General features: G+C 77.3%; 17 protein-coding genes. 9 read left to right on the forward strand and 8 right to left on the reverse strand.

Annotation, left to right across the window (positions count from 1 at the left end; genetic code table 11):
* Positions 1 to 269: 269 nt before the first annotated feature.
* From LPA54_RS19290 to LPA54_RS19300, 3 genes are all read left to right on the forward strand, one after another.
* Entirely contained in the window at positions 270 to 1,940 is a 1,671-nt protein-coding gene (locus LPA54_RS19290; RefSeq protein ID WP_228979439.1) for a PP2C family protein-serine/threonine phosphatase, read from the forward strand.
* A 179-nt stretch (positions 1,941 to 2,119) separates the two neighbouring features.
* Complete coding sequence (locus tag LPA54_RS19295; protein ID WP_228979482.1) at positions 2,120 to 3,172, forward strand: B12-binding domain-containing protein; 1,053 nt, start codon at positions 2,120 to 2,122, stop codon at positions 3,170 to 3,172.
* Positions 3,169 to 3,564 carry an STAS domain-containing protein gene (locus LPA54_RS19300; RefSeq protein WP_228979441.1) on the forward strand — a complete coding sequence of 132 codons (396 nt, stop codon included), beginning with the start codon at positions 3,169 to 3,171 and terminating at the stop codon, positions 3,562 to 3,564. Before LPA54_RS19295 ends, LPA54_RS19300 begins: the two co-directional genes overlap by 4 nt.
* 51 nt (positions 3,565 to 3,615) lie before the next feature.
* Here LPA54_RS19300 and LPA54_RS19305 read toward each other — a convergent pair whose 3' ends face one another.
* From LPA54_RS19305 to LPA54_RS19340, 8 genes are all read right to left on the reverse strand, one after another.
* Complete coding sequence (locus LPA54_RS19305) at positions 3,616 to 5,247, reverse strand: carboxylesterase/lipase family protein (RefSeq protein ID WP_228979443.1); 1,632 nt, start codon at positions 5,245 to 5,247, stop codon at positions 3,616 to 3,618.
* A 198-nt stretch (positions 5,248 to 5,445) separates the two neighbouring features.
* Positions 5,446 to 6,744: an MFS transporter gene (locus LPA54_RS19310; RefSeq protein WP_228979444.1), complete on the reverse strand. Its 1,299-nt coding sequence runs from the start codon at positions 6,742 to 6,744 to the stop codon at positions 5,446 to 5,448.
* Entirely contained in the window at positions 6,741 to 8,015 is a 1,275-nt protein-coding gene (locus LPA54_RS19315; protein WP_228979446.1) for an ATP-grasp domain-containing protein, read from the reverse strand. Before LPA54_RS19315 ends, LPA54_RS19310 begins: the two co-directional genes overlap by 4 nt.
* Complete coding sequence (locus LPA54_RS19320; RefSeq protein WP_228979447.1) at positions 8,012 to 9,400, reverse strand: hypothetical protein; 1,389 nt, start codon at positions 9,398 to 9,400, stop codon at positions 8,012 to 8,014. The genes LPA54_RS19315 and LPA54_RS19320 overlap by 4 nt, the downstream gene beginning before the upstream one ends.
* Before the next feature lie 50 nt (positions 9,401 to 9,450).
* The gene (locus LPA54_RS19325; RefSeq protein WP_228979449.1) at positions 9,451 to 10,635 is read right to left on the reverse strand and encodes an AMP-binding protein; all 1,185 of its coding nucleotides are present in this window, start codon (positions 10,633 to 10,635) and stop codon (positions 9,451 to 9,453) included.
* Entirely contained in the window at positions 10,632 to 12,014 is a 1,383-nt protein-coding gene (locus tag LPA54_RS19330; RefSeq protein ID WP_228979451.1) for an amidase, read from the reverse strand. The genes LPA54_RS19325 and LPA54_RS19330 overlap by 4 nt, the downstream gene beginning before the upstream one ends.
* Positions 12,015 to 12,048: 34 nt before the next feature.
* Positions 12,049 to 13,002 carry a RimK family alpha-L-glutamate ligase gene (locus LPA54_RS19335; protein WP_228979454.1) on the reverse strand — a complete coding sequence of 318 codons (954 nt, stop codon included), beginning with the start codon at positions 13,000 to 13,002 and terminating at the stop codon, positions 12,049 to 12,051.
* A gap of 8 nt (positions 13,003 to 13,010) precedes the next feature.
* On the reverse strand, positions 13,011 to 13,745 hold the full coding sequence (locus LPA54_RS19340; protein WP_228979456.1) for an SDR family oxidoreductase: 735 nt from the start codon (positions 13,743 to 13,745) through the stop codon (positions 13,011 to 13,013).
* Between the two features lie 220 nt (positions 13,746 to 13,965).
* On the opposite strand from LPA54_RS19340, the gene LPA54_RS19345 reads away from it, so the two are divergent.
* Genes LPA54_RS19345 through LPA54_RS19370 form a run of 6 tightly spaced genes read left to right on the forward strand, consistent with a single transcriptional unit; the run spans position 13,966 to position 20,385 of the window.
* Positions 13,966 to 15,270: a phenylacetate--CoA ligase family protein gene (locus tag LPA54_RS19345; RefSeq protein ID WP_228979458.1), complete on the forward strand. Its 1,305-nt coding sequence runs from the start codon at positions 13,966 to 13,968 to the stop codon at positions 15,268 to 15,270.
* On the forward strand, positions 15,267 to 17,090 hold the full coding sequence (locus LPA54_RS19350) for a prenyltransferase/squalene oxidase repeat-containing protein (RefSeq protein WP_228979460.1): 1,824 nt from the start codon (positions 15,267 to 15,269) through the stop codon (positions 17,088 to 17,090). The genes LPA54_RS19345 and LPA54_RS19350 overlap by 4 nt, the downstream gene beginning before the upstream one ends.
* Positions 17,091 to 17,130: 40 nt before the next feature.
* Positions 17,131 to 17,562 (forward strand): hypothetical protein, encoded by a 432-nt coding sequence (locus LPA54_RS19355; RefSeq protein ID WP_228979461.1) that lies wholly within the window; start codon positions 17,131 to 17,133, stop codon positions 17,560 to 17,562.
* Positions 17,559 to 17,852 carry an acyl carrier protein gene (locus LPA54_RS19360; protein ID WP_228979463.1) on the forward strand — a complete coding sequence of 98 codons (294 nt, stop codon included), beginning with the start codon at positions 17,559 to 17,561 and terminating at the stop codon, positions 17,850 to 17,852. Before LPA54_RS19355 ends, LPA54_RS19360 begins: the two co-directional genes overlap by 4 nt.
* Complete coding sequence (locus tag LPA54_RS19365; protein WP_228979465.1) at positions 17,849 to 18,877, forward strand: AMP-binding protein; 1,029 nt, start codon at positions 17,849 to 17,851, stop codon at positions 18,875 to 18,877. The genes LPA54_RS19360 and LPA54_RS19365 overlap by 4 nt, the downstream gene beginning before the upstream one ends.
* On the forward strand, positions 18,874 to 20,385 hold the full coding sequence (locus LPA54_RS19370) for an aromatic amino acid ammonia-lyase (RefSeq protein ID WP_228979466.1): 1,512 nt from the start codon (positions 18,874 to 18,876) through the stop codon (positions 20,383 to 20,385). Before LPA54_RS19365 ends, LPA54_RS19370 begins: the two co-directional genes overlap by 4 nt.
* Positions 20,386 to 20,521: the final 136 nt, after the last annotated feature.

A 20,521-nucleotide genomic window follows, 5' to 3' on the forward strand; every position in this document is an offset into this window, starting at 1 on the left:
GCATTCTCGCAGCCCGCCCGGCCGCGGCCCACCGGGGTGGTCGCGTGGCCCCGGTCGGCACCACGAGGCGTCCCCGTCGATCACGCCTTGTAGTGATTTGTGGCTTTCCGGTGTCCGCTGCCTGCATCCGCTGTGCAGATCTCCCGCTCACCGCGGGCCCGGCGGGCTTTGTGCCGGATCCGCTTGCACGTCCGGCCGGCTCTGCGCGATGGTGAAAAGCCCGACCTCCAGCGGAAGGTGGCGAGGCCCGTGGTTCCGGGTCTCCACATATGACGACTCCCGAGGGCATCGCGCCTCCCGAACGCAGCCTCGCACACGCCGTGGGCGCCTCCTGGATGAGCGCGCCCTACCCCGCGCTCGTCGCCGACTCCACCGGCGGCGTGGTCCAGACCAATGCCGCGGCCGCCGCGCTCTTCCCCGGCGCGGTCACCGGCGCCTGGATCGACGACACCCTGCCCCCGTGGCTCGCCGACGCGCACCGCGGACTCGCCCGGCACCGGGGTGACGCCCCGGTCGGCGCCCCGGCCCGCCCCGTGCGCGGCCGCCACGACGGCCTCTCCCTGGAAGCCCACCCGACCGTCGGCACGGACGGCGACGTCGTGTGGTGGCTGGTCGACGACACCGACCGCTCCCTCGCCGAGCGGGCCCTCCACCACGAGCAGCGGCGGACCGCGTTCCTCGCCGACGCCTCCACCCGGCTGCTGGCCTCCCTGAACGTCGAGCGCTGCATGGAGACGACCGTGCGGTTGGCGGCCGAGCACCTCGCGGACGCCGCGCTGCTCGTGACCCCGGCCCACGGCCGGCGCCACCCGGTGGCGAGCTGCGCCGGCGGTGACGTCGTCCGGCACACGGCCCGCGTCGACCCCACCGAGGTGACGGGGCTGGCCGAGGCCCTCCAGGGCTTCCCGCCCGTCCCGTCGCGGTGGATCGACCCGGCCTCGCTGCCCGCCTGGGCGGTGCCCTCCGGCTTCGACGGGACCGCCGGCTCGGTGGTCGTCACGCCGCTGCCCGGGCACGGCGTCCCCGCCGGCGCGCTCATCCTGCTGCGGCGCGGCGACCGGGCGGCGTTCGACGCCGCCGAGGAGGTCTTCGCGGGCCTGTTCGCCGCCCGCGCCGGAGCGGCCCTCTCCGCGGCGCGCCTCTACACCGAGCAGGCCGACATCACCGCCACCCTCATGGCCGACCTCCTGCCGCCCCCGCTGCGGAACCTGCACGGGGTCGAGTTCGCAGGCGGCTACCGCGCCTCGCAGGACGCCGAACGCGTCGGCGGCGACTTCTACGACGTCCACCCCGGAGCAGACCCCTCCCGGGAGAGCCTCGTGGCCCTCGGCGACGTGTGCGGCAAGGGGCTGGACGCCGCCGTCCTCACCGGGAAGATCCGCAACACCCTGCACGCGCTGCTGCCGATGTGCGACGACCACGAGCGCGTGCTGCGGCTGCTCAACGGCGCCCTCCTCACCAGCCGCCACGCCCGGTACGCCACCCTCGTCCTGGCCTCCGTGGTCCGCCGGGGAGGCAGGGTCAGACTGCGGCTCACCAGCGCGGGCCACCCGCCGCCGCTGATCGTCCGGCACAGCGGCGCGGTGGAGGAGGCCGACACCGCCGGCACCCTCGTCGGCGCCCTGCCCCAGGTCCGTGCCCGCACCTTCCACACGGAGCTGGCCCCCGGGGAGACGTGCCTGCTCTACACCGACGGCATCACCGAGGCCAGGGGCGGACCGCTGGGCGACGCCATGTTCGGCGAGGACCGCCTGAGAGCGGCCCTGACGGGGTGCGCCGGCATGCCCGCGGAGGCAGTCGTCGACCACGTCCTCATGCTCGCCTCCGACTGGATCGACACCAACCGGCACGACGACATGGCGCTCGTGGCGATCACCGCGCCCAACAGCGCCCACCTCACGGCCGTGGACGGGAGCACACCGGGCAGGTACACGACGTGACCCGGTACGCCGACCCCGCCACGCGCCCCGCAGCCGATCCCGCCGAGCCCGCCGCCCGCACCCGGCGCGCCGACCCGGCCCCGCACCGAGACCCGTCCCCGCACCGAGACCCGGCCGCGCGCCCCGCCGACCCCGGTGCGGCAGCGCCCCGCGACCCGCTCGCCCCGGCGCGCGCCGCGCTGTGGTCGGCCGTGTGCGACCGCGACGAGCCCGCCGCCCACCGCGCCGTCCTGACCGCGCTGGACGCCGGCGCCACCGTCGAGGACGTGCTGCTCGACGTCATCGCCGCCGTGCAGGCGAAAGTCGGCGCCGAGTGGGCCGCCGACCGGATCGGCGTCGCCCAGGAGCACGCCGCCACCGCCATCCACGAGCGGGTCGTCGCCGCCGTCTCCCACCGCGCCCCCGCCCCGGACGCGCCGCCGCCGGGATCCCCGGCCGCGGTCACGGTGGCGTGCGTCGACGGGGAGTGGCACGCCCTGCCCGCGCGGATCCTCGCCGAGGTGCTGCGTCTGCACGGGCACCGCGTCGACTTCCTCGGCGCCCAGGTGCCCACCCCCCACCTCGTGGCGCACCTGCACCGGACGGCGCCCGACGCCCTGGCCCTCTCGTCCTCGATCCCCACCCGCCTGCCGCAGGCGCACACGGCGATCACCGCCGTCCAGGCCGTCGGCATCCCCGTCATGGCCGGCGGCGCGGCCTTCGGCGGCGACGGCCGCCACGCCCGCCTGCTCGGCGCCGACGCCTGGGCCCCCGACGCCCGTGCCGCCGCCGCCGCTCTCGCCCGCGGCCTGCCGCGCCCACCGGCGGGCCCCCGGCAGCTCACCGACCTCCTCCCGCACCTCGCCGACCAGGAGTACACCCTCGTCACGCGCGACAAGCGGCGCCTGGTCAGGGACTCCCTGGCCCGCCTGGAACAGCGGCTGCCCGCCGTACGGGGCTACACCGAGGCGCAGCGCGAGCGGACCGCCGAGGACCTCGCCCACATCGTCGACTTCCTCGCGGCCGCCCTCTACACCGACGACGGCCGGGTCTTCACCGACTTCGTCGCCTGGACCCGCGACGTCCTCGAAGCCCGCCGCGTCCCGGCCGCCGTCGTACGGGCCGGCCTCGACGCCCTCGCCGACGAGCTCAAGGACTTCCCCCGCGCACTGCGCCTTCTCGCCCCCGGCCGGGACGTCATCGACGCGCGCGGCCCCCACGCCCCCGTCCCCGAGCCCGGAACGCACGCATGACGACCACCTTCCCTGACGACGCCCTCCGCCTGACCTCCACCACCACCGGTGGCGGCGCCGTGCGCATCGGCCTGGCCGGCGACCTCGACCACGACACCGCCGACGACCTGCTGCACGCCGCCCGGGCCCATCTGGGGTTGCGGCCGCCGCCGCCCGCGCTGCACCTCGACTGCCGGGAACTCACCCTGTGCGACTCGATGGGCCTGGCGACCCTCCTCACGCTGCACCGCGACGCCACCGCCGCGGGCACCGCGCTCCACCTGGACGGCCGGCCCGCCTTCCTCGACCGCATCCTCCAGCTGACCGGCACCCTGGAGCACCTCACCTCGCGGTCCGCGCCCGCCGCCGAGGACGAGACCCCGGCCCACGCCCGGCCGCCGCAACCCACTTGAGGCCCCCGCCCGCCGGGCGGCGGGCAGGCGGCGCCCGGCGGGCGCGACCGGTCAAGGCAGCCGGCTCCAGAAGTCGAGCCGGTGCTCGCGGTGGTAGTCGACCGGCCCGATCCGGCCGGGCGCCAGCGACTGGGTGTACGCCGGCCCGTCGCCCGGCCGGTACGGGCGCCACACGGGCCGGCCGGGACCGTTCGGGTCGCCTGTCCGCGCGAACGCCGCCCACTGGTCAGCCATCGTGGCGGCCAGCCGCCGCTGCGCCGGGGTGAACTCCGGCTCCGCCTCGTCGTCCTCGAAGAGGTACGGCAGGTCGCCGGCGTGGTACGCCCCGAAGTCGAAACCGCCCGGCAGCGGCAGGAACATCGGGGCGCCGCGGTCGGCGAACTCGTACGCGTACACGGGCGTCCGCCGGCCCAGCAGCTCGTGCTGCGCGTGCGTGCCGCGCGCCCACATGCGGTCGGTCACCACGGTCGCCCAGGCCAGCCCCGGCGACGGGAAGGACGCGAGCGGGTACGCGGCGGCGACGCGCCCCGTGTGCCGCCCGAACGCGGTGCGCAGGGCCCGGTCGTGGTCCGCCGCGGTGAACGGGCGGCCCACCGCGTCGTACAGCATCCCGACGAAGAGGCGGTGCTCGTCGCGCGTCGCGCCGGAGAGCACCGGCACCCGGTGGAAGCGGCCGGCCCGCAGGGCGTCGGGCGGCAGCTCCGGCAGGGTGGCGTTGCCGACCGCGAACGCCTGGTACACGTTCATGAGGTGCGGCACCTGAAGGATCCGCTTCACCGGCAGCGCTCGCAGGCACTCCAGCGTGCGCCGGGGGTCCGCGCCACCGCAGCCGAGCGGGGCCGTCATCTCGGTGGTGACGTCCTCCAGCTCCCTGCCGGTCCGCCAGACGTACCACGGGTAGCCCGGCACGTCGGGGCCCATCGCGCCGGCCGGCATGTCCATCACGCCCTCGCCGCTGGCCATCACGGCCCGGTCGAACAGACCGCGCGCGCCGGGCGAGGTGAGGTGACCGGCGATGGCGGCCGCACCGAACGACACGCCCGCGACGGTCACGTTGCGCGGGTCGCCCCCGAACGCGGCGGCGTTGCGCCGCACCCAGGCCATCGCCGCCTGCTGGTCCTGGAGCCCGAAGGTGCCGGAGCCCTCCAGCCCCGGCAGCGCCAGGCCGCCGAAGACGCCCATGCGGTAGTTGACCGTCACCACGAGCAGGCCGCGCTCGGCGAGGCGGCGCCCGTCGAAGAAGGCCCCGCCGCCCACCGCCCCGTCACCGTGGATCCACACCAGCACCGGAGCGGGCCCGCGCGTCCCGCGGGGCGGCGTCGTGACGTTCAGGACGAGGCAGTCCTCCTCCTCGCCGGCGATCGGCGCGTACGCGGACGGCACCTGCGGGCACAGGGGGCCCGGCCGCGTCGCGTCGCGGACCCCGGACCACGCGACGGCCGGGCGGGGCGGCGCCCACCGGTGCCGCCCCGTGGGCGGGCCCGCGTAGGGAATGCCGTGGTACAGCGTGTGGTCCCCGGAGCGGACGCCCCGCACCCGCCCCGACTCCGTCCGGACGGTGTCCTGCCCGGTGTCCCCGCCCGAGACGGGCGGTGCCTGGAGCACCGTGACCGCCGCCGCCAGCGCGGCGAGCGCCGCCACCGCCCGCCACCGGCCCCCGCCGCCCCGGGTCCTGCCGCGCATCGCCTCGTCCTTCCGCCGGTCGTCCGCGCCGGGCACCGGCGCGCGCGGCGGATGTGTTCCACGGATCGGGTCCGGCGCACCACCGGTCGCCCCGACCGGCCGTACGCCCCCCGCGGGCCCCGGTCCGGCGTGGGCCCCGGTCCGGCGGGGGAGCCACCTGGCCCCGCTCCCGCACCGGGCCGCCGGGTCACTCCTGGGTCACTCCGTCCAGGACGCCTCCGGGGGCAGCTCCCGCAGCCGGCCCACCGGGGAGAACGCCACGAGGAGCAGCGAGACGGCGAAGCCCACCGCCGTGACGACCAGGGCGGCCCGCAGGCCGACGGCGTCGCCGAGCCAACCGCCCGCCACCGCCCCGACGGGCATGGTGCCCCAGGTCAGGAAGCGCAGGGCCGCGTTGGTGCGGCCGAGCATGCGGGCCGGGGTGACGGTCTGGGTCAGCGTGGACAGGTGGATGTTGCCGATCGTGGTGCCGATGCCGCCGAGGAGGAAGGACCCCAGCAGCACGGTCAGGACGACGACGGTGGGCCCGCCCGCCAGCGGGGTGAGCGCCTGGGCGAACGACCCCACGCCGAACCCGGCGACGATGGCCCGCCCGGGGCCGAACCGGCGCGCCACGCCGACCGCGAGCACCGCCCCGATCAGCGACCCCACCGCCCCGACGGCGAGGACCAGCCCCAGGGTGCCGCTGGACCGCCCCAGTTCCCGGACCACGAAGAGGGGCAGCAGCGTCTGCATCGCCATGAAGAACAGGTTGTTGAACCCGGCTCGGAATGCCGAGACCCGCAGGTACGGGTTGCCGGCGACGAACCGCAGCGCGCTCGCGATCTCCCGGAGCACCGGCTTGCCGGTGGGCGCGGGGCGCTCCTCGCGCGTCCGCACGGCCAGCAGCGCGACGGCGGAGAACAGGTGGACCCCCGCCGCCACCACCATGGTCGCCGGGAGCGACACCAGCTGCACCAGCACCCCGCCCAGCCCGGGGCCCGCGATCCGCGCCACCGAACCGCTGCCCTGGACGCGGCTGTTGCCCTCCGCCAGCCGATCCTTGCCGATCAGTACGGGCAGGTACGTCGACGAGGACAGGTCGTACAGGACGGCGAGCACGCCGATCGCGAAGCCCGTGGCGTACAGCAGGCCGAGACCGAGGACGTCCAGCCACAGCAGCACGGGCACGAGCGTGAGCAGGGCGGCCCGGGCGAGGTTGGTGGCGACGAGGAACGGCCGTGGCCGCAGCCGGTCCACCCACACACCCGCCACCAGGGTGAACAGCAGGTACGGCACGAACTGGGCGCCGTTGAGGAGGCCCGCCTGCGAGGACGTCGCGTCCAGCTCCACGACGGCCAGCAGCGGCAGCACCAGGGCGGTCACCTGCACGCCCACCCGGGCGGCGCTCTCGCCCAGCCAGTAGGCGGTGAAGTCGCGGTGCCGCCACAGGCTCGGCACGGGCGGGCCCGCCGGCGGCCCCGCGGGGTCCTGCTCGGTCAGGTCCGGGCGGGTCACGAGGCGCCCCCCGGCCCGTCGCCGGCGAGGACGTACACCCGCTCGGCGAGGGCGCGCACGGCCCGTACGTCCGCGTCGAGGACGGCCGGGTCGTCGTGGGTGAGGAAGACCCGCAGGGGGCTGGAGAGCAGGTCCGTGGTGGGCCGCATCCGGTCCCCGGGGGCCAGCTTCACCGCCACCGCGTGGACCGACTCCAGCGCCTCGACGCGGGCCACGGCACCGGGGTCCACCCCCACGACCACGCCCGACCGCCCGGTGGCCGTGTTGCACACGGCGGCGGGCCGCAGCCGCCGGTACGCGCGCCCCGCCCACCGGGCGCGGAACTCCTCCGGGCGCAGGTAGGCGAGCGCCGTGAGGGCGGCCTGGTCGTGCCCCAGGCAGAGCCGGTGCAGGCCCGGGTGCATGTTGCCGTTCATCCGGGCGCCGACCTCCACCAGCGCGGGGCCGTCCGGGGTGGCGATGACCTCCGCGTGCGCGGAGCCGTGGCGGACGCCGAGGGCGTCGAGGACCTCGCCGACATACCGCAGCAGCGCCGGCACGGGCTCCTCGTCGGGTGCCAGGAGCGTGTCCCGGTCGTACACCGGGCGGCCCCCCACCAGCCGCTTGTGGTACCGCCACACGCCGCAGAAGTAGTGCTCCCCGTCGCGGCTGACGCTGTCGACGATGTACTCGGTCCCCTCCAGGAAGGACTGGACGAGCACCTCGCCGGCCGGCCGCCCGTACACGTCGGGGCCCCCGAGGACCGCCGCGGCCGCCGCCTCGATCTCGGCGTCCGTCCGGCACACGTACACGCGGTCGGTGCCGGCGGACCCGAGCGGCTTCACCACCACCGGCAGGTCGCCGGGGCCGCTCTCCTTGCGCCAGCGCACCAGGTCGGCGGGGTCGGCGGAGCGGAACTGGCGGGCGCAGCGCAGCCCGCGGGCGCGCAGCCGCTCACCCATCGCGTGCTTGTCCCAGCGGGCGGTGGACAGCGCCGTCCCGTTGGTGGGCAGGCCGAGCCGCTCGCTGATCAGGTCGGCGAGGGCGACCCCGGAGTCCTGCCCGGCGACGACGAACGCCGGTGCGAGGGCGCGCAGTTCGTCGAGGGTCGGCTCGCCCGCGTACACGAGGTTCCCGGCGAAGCGGGCCAGGTCCGGGCCGGGCAGCGCGGTGGAGACCGCCCGGCGGGTCTGGACGTGGACCAGGCGCGCGCCGTGCGCGGCGAATGCGGCGGGCAGGAGGTTGCCGGTGGTGTAGGCGTCCACGACGACGCCGGTGGGCGGGGCGTTCACCGGCGCGCCTCCCCCGTCCGGTGGGCGACCTGGTGGAAGACGCAGCCCACATGGGAGCCGTCGCCGAGGAAGCGGACGTCCTGGGCGGCGTGCGGGACGCCCTTGACGAAGGCGCCGCTGTAGCCGTGGACGGTGTGGAAGACCCCCCAGTTCAGCAGGGTCGGGGTGAGGACGTCCGGTTTTTCGTCGTCGACGAACCGCTCGGCGTCGGCGACCACCCGCTCCTGCACGACATGGGGCACACCGCCGGACAGGGCCTCCGCGACCCGCCGCTCCCACGCGTCGGGGCCGACCATCCACCCCCCGGTGACGCCCTGCCCGGCGTAGCCCGCGCTGGGCTTGACCACCAGCTCCTCCCGCCGGGCGCGGAGCACGTCCAGCAGGTCCGCGCGCTCGCCCCGGTAGGTGACGGGGCCGGGCCGCAGCGGGCGCGTCCAGGGCACCAGCCGGTCCACCACCTCCCGCTCGGACGGGGAGAGGACGTCGCGGTGCGCCTCGTCACCGAGCAGTGCCAGGCAGTCCTTGATCCCGTACAGGTCGGCCGGGAGCGGGGCGAAGAGGGCGGCGTTGCCGTCGGCGACGGCGTCGAGCAGCGGCGCGGCGAGTTCCCGCGTCTGCGGCGTGCCGGTGAGCCGGCTCAGCTGGAAGGTGCGGAAGACCCGGTCGACGCGCCGGCCCCGCGCGGTGAGCACGCCGTCGCGGTAGGCGAGTTGGCCGATGTGGCAGGGGAACGCCTCCCGCCCCAGATCGGCGAGCTGCCGCAGGAAGAGCCGCATGTGCCCGAAGTCCTCCGCCGTCTGCGGGCTGTCGGGCCACTTCACGACGGCGACGGGCAGCCCCGACCGGTCGGGGCAGGCCGCGTCCATGGACGCGAGCATCCCCGCCACCGGGTCGGCGTAGCCCAGGCCGTGCCGTTCGGCGAACTCCCGCAGCGCGGGGTCGCAGAGCATGGCCCGGCTCATCTCGGCGATCTCGCACCCGCCCAGCGAACTCGTCGTGTTGAACTCCACCAACCGGAACCGGCCGCCCTCCCGCAGCACGTCGGCGCGGCCCAGCGGCACGGCCGGGCCCGGCACGGCGCACCGGGCCACGGCGTCCGCCTGCGCGGGCGGCAGTCCGAGGGCCCGCGCCATCCGGCCGGGGTCCCCGCCGTGGAGCCGCTCGGGCAGCGAGGACAGGACGCGCAGGACCACGCCCAGGTCGTGTTCCAAGGCGCGCGCCTCGGCCGCCTCCAGGAAGGCCGGCCGGTTGAAGACGGGGCGGCCCAGCCACGCGTGGGTGCCGTCGAACGCCGGGTCCGTGGTGGCGACGGCACGGGACGCGCCGCGGCCGTCGTCGAGGAACTCCCTCGTGGTCCGGTTCTCCACCGGTGTGCCGCGCTCCATGGCGCCGTCCCTTCTCGTCGTCCCTCGCTGATGGCCCGCCGCGGTGCTCGTCATCCCGTGCCGGCCGGTGCGGGACCGGACCGCCACACGTACGGGACGACCTTGCCGGTGCGGGTGTTGCGTTCGAGCCGGGCCGCCCGCTCGGCCCCCACGCTGTGCGGGTGCTGCGCGGCGATCACGCCGAGGGCGTACACGTGGCGCAGCAGCGCGGCACGGACCGCGTCCGACCCGGGCGGCGCCGGCCCGGCCCCGGGCCCGTGGCCGGTCCAGCGGACGGTCAGCCCGGCCAGCGAGCCCTCGGCGGCCGGGTCCCGGGTGAGCAGCAACTGCGCGTCCGCGACGCCCGGCACGGCCCGCGCCGCCTCCAGCAGGTCGCCGAGCCGCACCATCGTGTTGTGGAACTTCAGCCGGTCGTCGGTGCGGCCGAGGACCCGCAAGGCGTCGCCGCCGCCGCAGGGGCAGCCGGTCACCGCGTCGATCCGGTCGCCGAGGCGGTAGCGCACGGCGGGCGCGGGCCAGCCGGCCCCCACCCGGGTGAGCCAGGTCCCCTCGGCGTCGTACGCCAGCTCCTGGTCGGGCAGCAGGTGCAGCACCCCGGGGGCGCACTCCGGACGGCTGGTGGCGATGACGTACGTCTCGATGGAGCCGTAGTTGCCCCACATCCGCGCCGTCGGGAAGGCCCGTTCGATCCGCAGGCGGCGCGCCGGGGTGAGCGGTTCCCCCGCCCACACCACCGCGGTCACGGGCAGCTGGGCTCCGGCGGCCCGGACGGCGTCGGCGAAGTCGGCGAGGGCGCTCGGCGCCCCCGCCAGGGCGTTGACGCCGGTGGCGTCGAACACCCCCGTCCAGTCGGAGAGTTCGCCGTCGGGGACCGGCCCCATGGGCAGGACCGAAGCCCGGCAGTGGGTGGCGAGCGCGTTGTAGAAGTAGTGGGCGCCCCACAGCCGGCCGGGGCGGAACAGGTTCAGCAGCACGTCTCCGGGGCGCAACGGCCGCCAGCTGCGCAGCAGTCGCGGGACGCCCTGGTCGGGCGCGATGGTGGTGAGCTTGATGCGGCCGGTGGTGCCGCCGCTGGCCACGACCTGACCGCCGGCGCGGGCCGCGAGGGCCCGGGTCGCCGCGGTGACCTGCGCGGGCCCGCTCTCGCCGCCGTCCGGAGGCGCCGCGCCGAGCGCGGCGAGGCGGGCCTCCTCGGCGCGGACCAGGCCGGGGTCGACCCGGCCGACGCGGCTCACCGCGCCTCCCGCAGGGTGCGGGCGACCCGGGCGGCGAGCTCCCCGCGGGTGGCGAGGAGGCGTTCGAGGTCGGCGCCGAGGGCGAGCAGCCGCGCCTCCTCGCGCGGGCGGCCCACCAACTGCACGGCGAGCGGCCCGTGGTCGGGGTCGACGGCGGCCGGCAGCACCAGGGCGGGCAACCCGGCGAAGCTGGCGACCGGCGTGTAGCCGAGGCGGTCGGCGTAGTCCGCGTCGCCCGGCTTGGGCAGGGTGGGCTTCCCGGCGCGCTCCGCCACCCGCTTGGGAGGCGTCGGACCGACCGGCATGAGTAGCACGTCGATGCCCTCGCGGTCCAGGAGCGCCGCCAGCGACCGGCGGAACCGCTGCTGGGCGGCGAGGAGTTCGGCCCGCCGGCCCGGGGCGGGCTCCGGCGCCAGGGAGGCCCGGGCGACCGGCGAGATCCGCAGGGAGAGCCGGTCCTCGACCTCCCGTACCACCTCGGACACGTCGACGCCGCACAGCTCCCAGGCGTCGGCGCGGGCCCGCCACATCCAGGGGGGCAGCTCCGTCCGCACGTGCGGGACGCCCAGTTCGGCGAGCGCCGCCACGGCGCGGGCCTGCGCCTCGGCCAGGACGGGCGCGCACCCGGCGGTGTTGGCCACCGTCGCGACGCGGGGCGGGCGCGCGTGCGGTACGGCGGTGGGGGCGCCGCCCGCCACCGGGCCGCGCCGCCACAGCAGGCGCAGGTCGCCCACGGTCCGGGCCATCAGGGCGACGGCGTCCTGCGTGGGCGACACCGGCAGGCCCCCGGCCAGGCCGTCCGCCCGCCACGTGGTGCGCAGGCCGACGACCCCGCAGTTCGCGGCGGGCCAGCGGGCCGACCCGAGCACGTCGGTGGCGAGGGCGTAGTCGCAGACGCCCGCCGCGACCGAGACGGCCGAACCGGTGCTGGAGCCGGCCGGGGAGAGCTGCGGGAACACCGGGTTGAGGACGTCGCCGGGAGGGCCGATGTTCAGCTCGGTGGCGTACGCCTTGCCGGCCACGGCCAGCCCCAGGGCCCGTACGCGGGCCACGGCGGGCGCGTCGGCGGCCGGGTGGTGGCGGTGGGTGGCGTGCCCCAGCGTGGTCGGCATCCCGGCCACGTCGAGGGTGTCCTTCACGCTGACCGTCACGCCCGCGAGGTCGGCGCCGGTGTCGAGGCGGCTCATGGCGCGGGTGATCCGGTCGGCCTCGCCCGCCCAGCGGGCGCGCGCCTCCCGCCACGCGGCCCGGTCGACCCCGGCCGCGGCGAGGGCCTCCGCGCGGCCCTCGACGGGACCGAGCAGCAGGCCGGCGGAGACGGGGCCGCCATCGGGCGGCAGGGCGTGCCGGAGGTAGCCGAGTGCGGCGGCGCTGGTCACGGGCGTGCCTTTCTCGCGAGGGAGGGTGACGGGCTCAGCGGTCGGCGAGGAACGCCTCCAGCCGCCGCTCGTACGCGGTGAACCGGGCGGCCACCACGCGGTGGACCACCTCGGGCGGGGCGAGCAGCCGGGACACCGCCCCGTCCGCCTCGAACTCCGACAGCCAGAGCCGGTCCCCGGCCTGCAGCAGGTCCACGCACAGGTAGGCCACGCCCAGCCGGTCCGAGGCGAGCTTCACCAGCTCGTGCACGCGCGGGTCGATCTCCGTGCGCACCGCGTACCGGGCCCCGCGGCTGACGTTGGCGACGTGCGCCCCCTGCCGGGGGATCCGGTCGAACATCGCGACGACCTCGCCCTCGACGGCCACCACCCGCGTGTCGCACCGCACGTCCGCCAGGCGCGGCTGGACGGCCACCCCGGTCCGGCTGCCCGCGGCCAGCCCCAGAACGGCCTCCAGGGTCTCCCGGTCGGGGCAGGCCACGCACCCCTGGCCGCCGCTCCAGGACAGCGGCTTGACGAACACGGGGTACCAGTCGTCCGGTACCAGGTCCGCGTGGCGCAGCCGGTGCGCGTCGCGGTCGGCGGCCAGCCGGACCGTCGGCACCACCGGCACGGGGGAGTCCCGGAAGGCGTTGAGGGTGGCGTACTTGTCGTTGAGCAGGATCCCGGTGTCGAGGGGGATCGGCAGCCAGAACCCCAGGGTCCGCAGCGAGCGGACCAGGGAGAGGCCGGCCCACAGGTCCACCTCGTGGGTGGGGTTGGTGCGCACCCCGTACACGACGATGTCCCGCTCCGGCGACAGCTCCTCGTCACGCCAGTACGCGGCGCCGTGCGCGAGGGCCACGTGGTCGGGCGCGGCGACGGCGAAGTCCAGCCCCGCCCGGTCGGCGGCGGCCGCGTAGTCGGGCCAGAACTCCCCCTCCTCGTACGCCCGCAGGAGCTGCGAGCTGCGGTCGGGGAACACGTACAGGATCCTTCTGCGCCGCATGCCGGCCGTCACCTCCCGAGGACGCTTCCGCCGTTGACGTCGAATGCCTGGCCGGTGATCCAGGCGGCGCCCGGCGAGGCCAGGAAGTGGATCAGCGGGGCGATGTCGCCGGGGACCCCGGCCCGGCCCAGCAGGGTCTCGGCCACCAGCGTGTCGTGGCGGACCGAACGCCCCGCGGGGCCGAAGAACCCGGTGTCCTGGACGTAGCCGGGGACCACGGTGTTCACAGAGATCCCCTCGGGGCCGCCCCTGCGGGCCAGCCCCTGCGACCAACCGATCAGACCGGCCTTGGCGGCGGTGTAGCCGTCGGCGCCGCCGCGCCGCGCCGCGATCGAACCGACGCTGACCACGCGGCCTCCGGGGCGGGCCAGGCGCGGCCACAGCGCCTCGGTGAGGACGGCCGCGGAGAGCAGGTTCGCGGCGAGCGTGCGGCGGAAGGAGTCCGCGTACCCGTCCAGCCCGGGCCGCTTGTCCCGGTCGACGCCGCCCGCGTTGTTGACGAGGACGTCCACGCTCCCGTCGCCCAGGGAGTCGAGCGCCTCCAGGACCAGCCGGGCGCCGTCCGTGCCGGCGAGGTCCGCCGCCACGACCCGTACCGCCGCCGGCTCCAGCTCGGCGGCCGCCTCCTCCAGCACCTCGGCGCGCCGGCCGACGAGGACCACCTCGGCACCGTCCCGCGCGAACAGCCGCGCGGTGGCACGGCCGATGCCCGTCCCCCCGCCGGTGACGACGACTCTGGTCACGCGCACTCCTCCGCTGTCCGACGCCGCTGCCGCCCGGACGGCGCCGCCGCCCGGGTCCGTCCGAAGGGTGGCGGGACCCGCTTAACGTCCGCTTAAGCCCCCGGCCCGGCCGCACCGCGGCGGCTTCAGGGCGGCTTAAGCGGCCCGGTGTTGGCTGACCGGAGACTTCCATCCAGCGCTTCTCCCGGGGGCTCGACCGATGTGGCATCAGCAACGGCACGTGGACCTCTGGCGGACGGCCGTCGAGGAGACCGCGGCGGTGGCCGGGGTACCGGCCGACGACTTCTACACGCGCAAGCTCGGCGCGCTGTGGTCGCGGGCCCGGGCGGCGCCCGCCTACCGGCACCTCGGCCCCTTCTCACCCGAGGCGTTCGCCGCCCTGCCCCTCACCCGCCGCGAGGATCTCAAGGCGCGGCCGCTCCACTTCGCGACCGTGGCGCCCGGCGGGGCGCTGCGCTACTACGAGACGACCGGCAGCACCGGCCGGCCCACGCCGACGCCGCGGCTGGCGGAGGACGTCGTCTGGAACACGGTCGCCGTCGCGGAGGCGTGGCGGTCCGTCCTGGACGACGACGAGCGCGTCCTGAGCCTGCTGCCCTCCGACGTCGTCCCGGTGGGCGACCTGGTCGCCCAGGTCGCCGACTACCTGGACCTCTCCCACCTGCGCGGCTACCCGTTCGCGTCCGGCATCACCGGATGGGACCGGATCGTGGAGCTGTGGCGCGCCTACCGGCCGACCACCGTCTTCCTCGCACCGGGCGTGGCGCTGGAGTGGACGCGCCTGGCGGCGGGGCGCGGCACGCTCCCCGGACTCCGCGCGGACCTGCGCCGGCTGATGCTGCTCGGGGAGGTCAACACGCCGCCCTTCCGGGACCGGCTCGGCCGCTGGTGGGAGGCCGCCGTCCACGACGCCAGCTACGGCAGCACGGAGACCGGCACGCTCGCCACCACCTGCCCGGCGGGCGGCCAGCACCTGCTGACCGGCAGCGCCTACGTGGAACTCGACACGGGAGGCCCGCACGGCGTCGTCCCCGTCGGCCCCGCGTCCGGCGGGCCGCGGACGGGGCAGCTGGTGGTGACCCCGCTCAACGCCCACGCCCGCCCGCTGCTGCGGCTCGCCACCGGTGACGTGGTCACCCTCGGCCGGGACTGCCCGTGCGGCCGGAGCGCGCCCACCGTCACCGTGCACGGCCGCGAGTCCGACACCCTGCGCCTCCAGGGCGCGGCGCTGACCCCCCGCGACGTGGAGGGGCTGGTGTTCGCGCACGCGGAGGCCACCGGCTACCTGGTCGAGGTGGACGAGGCGGGCACGTACGCGGGACTGCTGCTGGAACGGCTGCCCGGCGCCGGCCGGGAGGGGGAGCCCGCCGCCGCCGAAGCCGTCCGCGCGGCCACCAAGGAGCGGTTCGGGCTCTCCTGGGACCGCGTCGTCTTCGTCAACGCGCTGCCCCGGCTGACGAAGAGCGGCGCCTCGCAGAAGAGCTGGAAGCGCTCCAACATCCGCGTCCTGGAGACCGCCCCGTGACCGGCACGGCGGGCACGAGGGGCGCGCAGCGCGCCACGCGTGCACCGGGTGCACCGGGTGCGACGGACGTGGCGGGGCTGCCGGGCGCCTTCCCCGACCCGGACGCCGTGCCGGGAGCGGCCACCGGCGAACCCGACCTGTGGTGCGGCTACGCCGCCGTCCGCACGTTCGCCTGGCTGGGCCGGGCCGACGCCGTGCCGGACCGCGAGGGGACCGCCCGCTACCTGCGCTCGCGCCGCAACGCGGACGGCGGGTACGCCTGGAGCGCCGGCATGGCCTCCGACGCCTGGGCCACCTTCTACTGCACCCAGGCCCTCGCCGACCTCGGCCACCCGCCCGACCGGCCGGAGCGCACCGCGCGCTGGCTCGACTCCACGTGGACCGGCGAGGCGTACGGGATGCTGCCCGGGCAGGGCGCGGAGGTGTGGGCCACCCACTTCAGCGCCCGCACCGCCGCCCTGCTGGGGCGGGTCCACGCGCCCGGCGAGCGCGACCGGCTGCTGCGCTGGCTCGGCGCGCTCCAGGCCCCGGACGGCGGCCTCGGCTGGACGCCGGCCGACGCGCGCCGCGGCCGTACCGACGTACGCGCCTGCTTCTACGGCGTGCACGCCTGGGCGGCGGTCGCCCTCCCCGGTGAGGCCCCGCCGTGGCACGCGCCGTCCCTGGTGGCGTGGTTGCGCGCCCGGCAGGACGCCGGCGGCGGCTTCCGGTTCTCCCCGGCCGCCGACGTGCCGTGCGCCTGGGCCACCTACCGGGCGGTGGGGGCGCTCGCGGCGCTCGGCGCGGCCCCCCGGCGGCCCGCGGCGTGCGCGCGGTGGGTGCGGGCGCTGCGCGGCGCCTCCGGGGCCTTCGTCCGCTGGGAGGGGTACCCCGTGGAGGACGTGTGGGCGTCGTTCAGCGCCGTCGGGACGCTGCGGGCGCTCGGCGCGCCGACCGGCGACGTCGCCGGGCCGGTGGTCCGCCGCCTCACCGCGCTGGCGCTGCCCGGCGGCGGCTTCACCTACCGCGAACCGGAGCGGGCCGACGACGCCCTGTCCACCGCCGCGCTGGCGCTGCGGCCCGACACGCCCCCCGCCCGGCGGGCGGAGCTGGTCCGCTGGCTGGAGTCGTGCCAACTGCCCAACGAGGGCGGAGTGATGTACATGCCGGGCCGGGGCGCCGAGGTCCGCTGCACCCTCTGGGCGGTCGCCGCGGGCGCCTTCGCCGGGCACCCCGACCGCCGCGCCGTGCTCGTGGAGTGGCTCACCGGGCTGCAGAACGACGACGGCGGCTTCGGGTACTGGAGCGGACGCGGCTCCGACCTGGTCTCCACGGCCTCCGCCGTCGAGACGCTGCGCCTGCTCGACGTGCCGGCCGCCGTGCTCGACACCGGGGGGCTCGCCGCGTTCACCGCCTCCTGCGCCGCGCCCGGCGGCGGGTACGGGCAGGTCCCCGGCGCCCCCGCGACGCTGCGCGCCACGCTCCAGGCCCACCGGATCGTCGCCGCCGCCACCGGTCGGCGCCCGGCCGACCCGGCACACGCCCTCGACCGGCACCGGGTCCGCGGCGGCGGGTACGCCGACAGCGGCGACCGGCTGCCGGACCTGCTCTCCACGTACGAGGCCGTGGTCGCGTCGGACCGGGCCGGGCTGCACGTGGACACCGGCCACCTGGAGCTGTTCCTGAAGGCGGTGGAGCGGCCCGACGGCACCGCCTGGACGCCGCTCTCCCCGGCCGGCGGCGGCGCGCTCGCCGACCTCCTCGGCGCGCTCCTGCGCGGGTACGCCGTCGACACCGCGCGCGCCGAGGGCCCGCGGCTCCCCGCCCTCACCCTCTCGTGACCCCGGCCCCGCCCTCCGAGGAAGGGAGCGAAGGACCCCCGTGCCGACCCTCACGATCGCCTGCACCGGACTGTCCGCGCCCCGGCGCCGCGCCGCCGCGCTCGGCATCACCCGCTGGCTCACCCGGCACGGCGTGGACGGATCCCACGTCGTCGTCCGCTTCGAACCCGTCGACGAGGAGCGGGTGTTCGTCGGCGGCTGGCCGGTGGCCGCCCTGCCGCCGCGCCCCGAGGACGGCGTGCCGCACCACGTCTCGGTCGTCTGCCACGTCTCGCCCGACCGGGACGGGGAGTTCCGGGCGGGCCTGGCGGCGGCCGTCGCCGGGGCGCTCGGGGTGACGGACCGCACGGCCTTCTTCTACCTGGAGTTCCGCCCCGCCTCGCCGGCCGACGTGTACCTCGCGGCGGCCGGCCCACTCCACCGCTCCGACCGGCCGGCCGGGGCGCCGGCCAGCGAAGGACCCACACCATGACGACGACGTCCCCCGACACCGTGCCCACCCGGCTGCGGACCCTGCTCGCCGCCCGCCTCGGCCCCGCGTACGCCGGGGTGGCCGACGACGCCGACCTGCGGGTCTCGCTGGGCGACGGGTACGACAGCCTGACCGTGATGGAGTGCATCGCCGCCGTGGAGGCGGAGTTCGGCATCGAGGTGGACCTGGTCGGCGACGACGTGCGGCACTGGTTCGCCACCACCGCGCGGATGGCCCGGTTCGTCGCGGACCGCTTGGAGGACGCCGCCGCGCTGGGCTCCGACCGGTGACGGCGGACCCCGCCGCGCCCGGCGCGGACGTCGCCTTCACCACCTCCGGCACGACCGGCGCGCCCGTCACCTGGCTGCGCACCACCGGGCAGCTCGCGGCGGAAGCCGCCCTGCTGGCCGAGGAGCTCGGACCGGTGGACCACGTGGTGTCGTACGCGCCGGCCCGCCACCTGTACGGCCGGATCCTCGGCGTGGAGGTCCCCCGCCTGCTCGGCGCCCCGGTGACCGACCACGGGGACGACCCGCTCGTCCCGCCCGCGCTCGACCGCGGGGCGCGCACCCTCGTGGTGTGCCTGCCCTCCACCTGGCAGCTGTTGCTGCGCCGGCTCCCCCGCCTGGCGGAGTGCCGCGCCGTCGTGGCCGTGCACAGCACCGCCCGAGTCCCGCGGGCCGCCCACGAGGTGGCGGGGCGGCTGGCGGGGACGGGCTTCCGGGCCGTCGACGTCCTCGGCTCGACCGAGACGGGAGCGGTCGCGACGCGCCCCGTGGACCCCGTACGGCGGGAGGAGGGAGTGTGGCGGCTGCTGCCGGACGTCACCTGGGACGGCGCCGACGCGGCGCCGGGCGCCGCCCCGCCCGCCGCCGCGCGGCTCACCGTGGGCGGACCGAGACTGGCCCGGCAGCCCGGCGGGCCCCGGCCCGCGACGGTGACCATGCCCGACCTCGTCGTACCGGCCGGGCCCCGCGGCTTCCGGCGGCTCGGACGCTCACCGGGGCTGGTCAAGGTCAACGGCGTCCGCTGCGACCTGGGCCTGGTGGAGGCGCTGGTACGGCGGGTCGCCCCGGGGGCGGACGCCGTGTGCGTCCCCGTCGCCGACGAGGTCCGCGGCGAGCACTACGCGCTGTACTACGCGGGCCCGTCGGCGGTCGGACCGGCCGAACTCCGCGCCCGCCTCGCCACCGCGCTGGGCACCCTGCCCGGGCCGCGGTCGGTCGCCCGCGTACGGCGGCTGCCGTCCCCCGTGCCCGTACCCATGCCTGTGCCTGTGCCCCCGTCCGCGGTCGCCACCGGGGAGGAGCTGTGACCGGCCCGGTGAACGGCGCGGAGGCCGGTTCCACCACCCCTTCCGCTGACGGGCCCGTGGCGCGGCTGCTCGCCGCGAGCGGATGGGACGCCCGCGTCACGCTTGACGACTCCGCGCGGAAGCGGATGCAGGTGAGCCGTGAGACCTTCGCCCGCTTCTCCCGCACCCACGACGTCTACGGCGTGACGCGCGGCTTCGGCCCCCTCGTCGGCTACCCCGCCGACCCCGACCGCGGCGCCCAGGGACTCGGGCTCGTACGGCACCTGGCGACCGGCCAGGGCCGACCGCTGCCCCCCGCCGTCACCCGGACCATGCTGTGGCTGCGCCTGCGCTCCATGGCCGCCGGACACTCAGCGGTCGACACCGCGCTGTGGCAGGCCCTCGCCGACCAGTGGAACGCGGGCTTCACCCCGGTCGTCCCCGAGGACGGCAGCCTCAGTGCCAGCGGCGACCTCGTACCCCTCGCCCACGCCGCGCTGGCCGCGACCGGCGCCGACGAGTCCCAACGCGCCTGGGCCGACCCGGCCGGCCCGCCCGACGGCGGCCACCGCCCGCCCGGCGAGGTGCTGCGCCGCCTCGGGGTCCCCGGGGTGGTGTGGGACGCCCGAGGGGCGCTCGCCTTCGTCAACGGGTCCAGCGCCGGACTCGCCCTGGCCCTGCACAACCACCGAGACCTGGCCGGGGCGACCCGGCTCGCGGCCGTGGCGACCGGCCGGCTCGCCGCCGTGCTCGGCGCCGACCCCGACCCGTACCACGACGCGCTGAGCCGCGTCCGCAACCAGCCGGGGCAGCGGCGGGCCGCGGCGCTCATCCGCGCCGAACTGCCGCCCGGCCACGTCGGGGCCGGCGGCCGGCCCCTGCAGGAGCGGTACTCGCTGCGGTGCGCCCCGCAGGTCCTCGGCGCCGTCCTGGACCAACTGCGCTTCCAGGAGGAGGTGCTGGTCGCCGAGGCGGAGGGCTGCACCGACAACCCGGTCACCGTCGACGGCACGGTGCGGCACGGCGGCAACTTCCACGCCGCGCCGGTCGCCCTGGCCTCCGAGTCGCACGCCGGCTGCGTCCACCAGGTCGCCCTGCTGATGGAACGCCAACTGGCCCTCCTCCTCGACCCGCGCGCCAACGGCGGCCTGCCCCCGCTGCTCGCGGCCCGCCCCGGCCGGGACAGCGGGCTCGCCGGGGTGCAGATCGCCGCCTCCTCCCACCTGTCGAGGATCCGGCAGTTCGGCTACCCGGCGTCGATGACCACGATTCCCACCAATCTCGACAACCAGGACCACGTGCCCCTCGCCCTCAACAGCGCCGTCGCCGTGGCCGGGATGCTGACCCGGCTGCGGTGGATCGCCGGGGCGCTGCTCCTGGCGCTCACCGAGGCCGCCCGGCGCACCGGATCACCCGCGGACGGGCTGTGGGAGGTCCTGGCGGACGCCGCCCCGCCCCTCCTGCGCGACCGTCCGCTCGCGGGCGAGGTCGCCGCCCTGGCCGAACTCGCCCTGGGCACCGATCGCTAGGGGGTGTCCCGCCGATCATGCGGGGCTCCCGACGCCCGGTGCCGCGCCTCGCCGCGTTGCCGTCGGTCGCCGATGAGCCGGAACTCCACCGTGGCGGCCGGGCGGACCGCCCCGGCCGCCACGGTGGAGTTCCGGC

It is taken from the genome of Streptomyces sp. DH12, from assembly GCF_020873895.1.
In the GTDB taxonomy this organism is placed as follows: Bacteria; Actinomycetota; Actinomycetes; order Streptomycetales; family Streptomycetaceae; genus Streptomyces.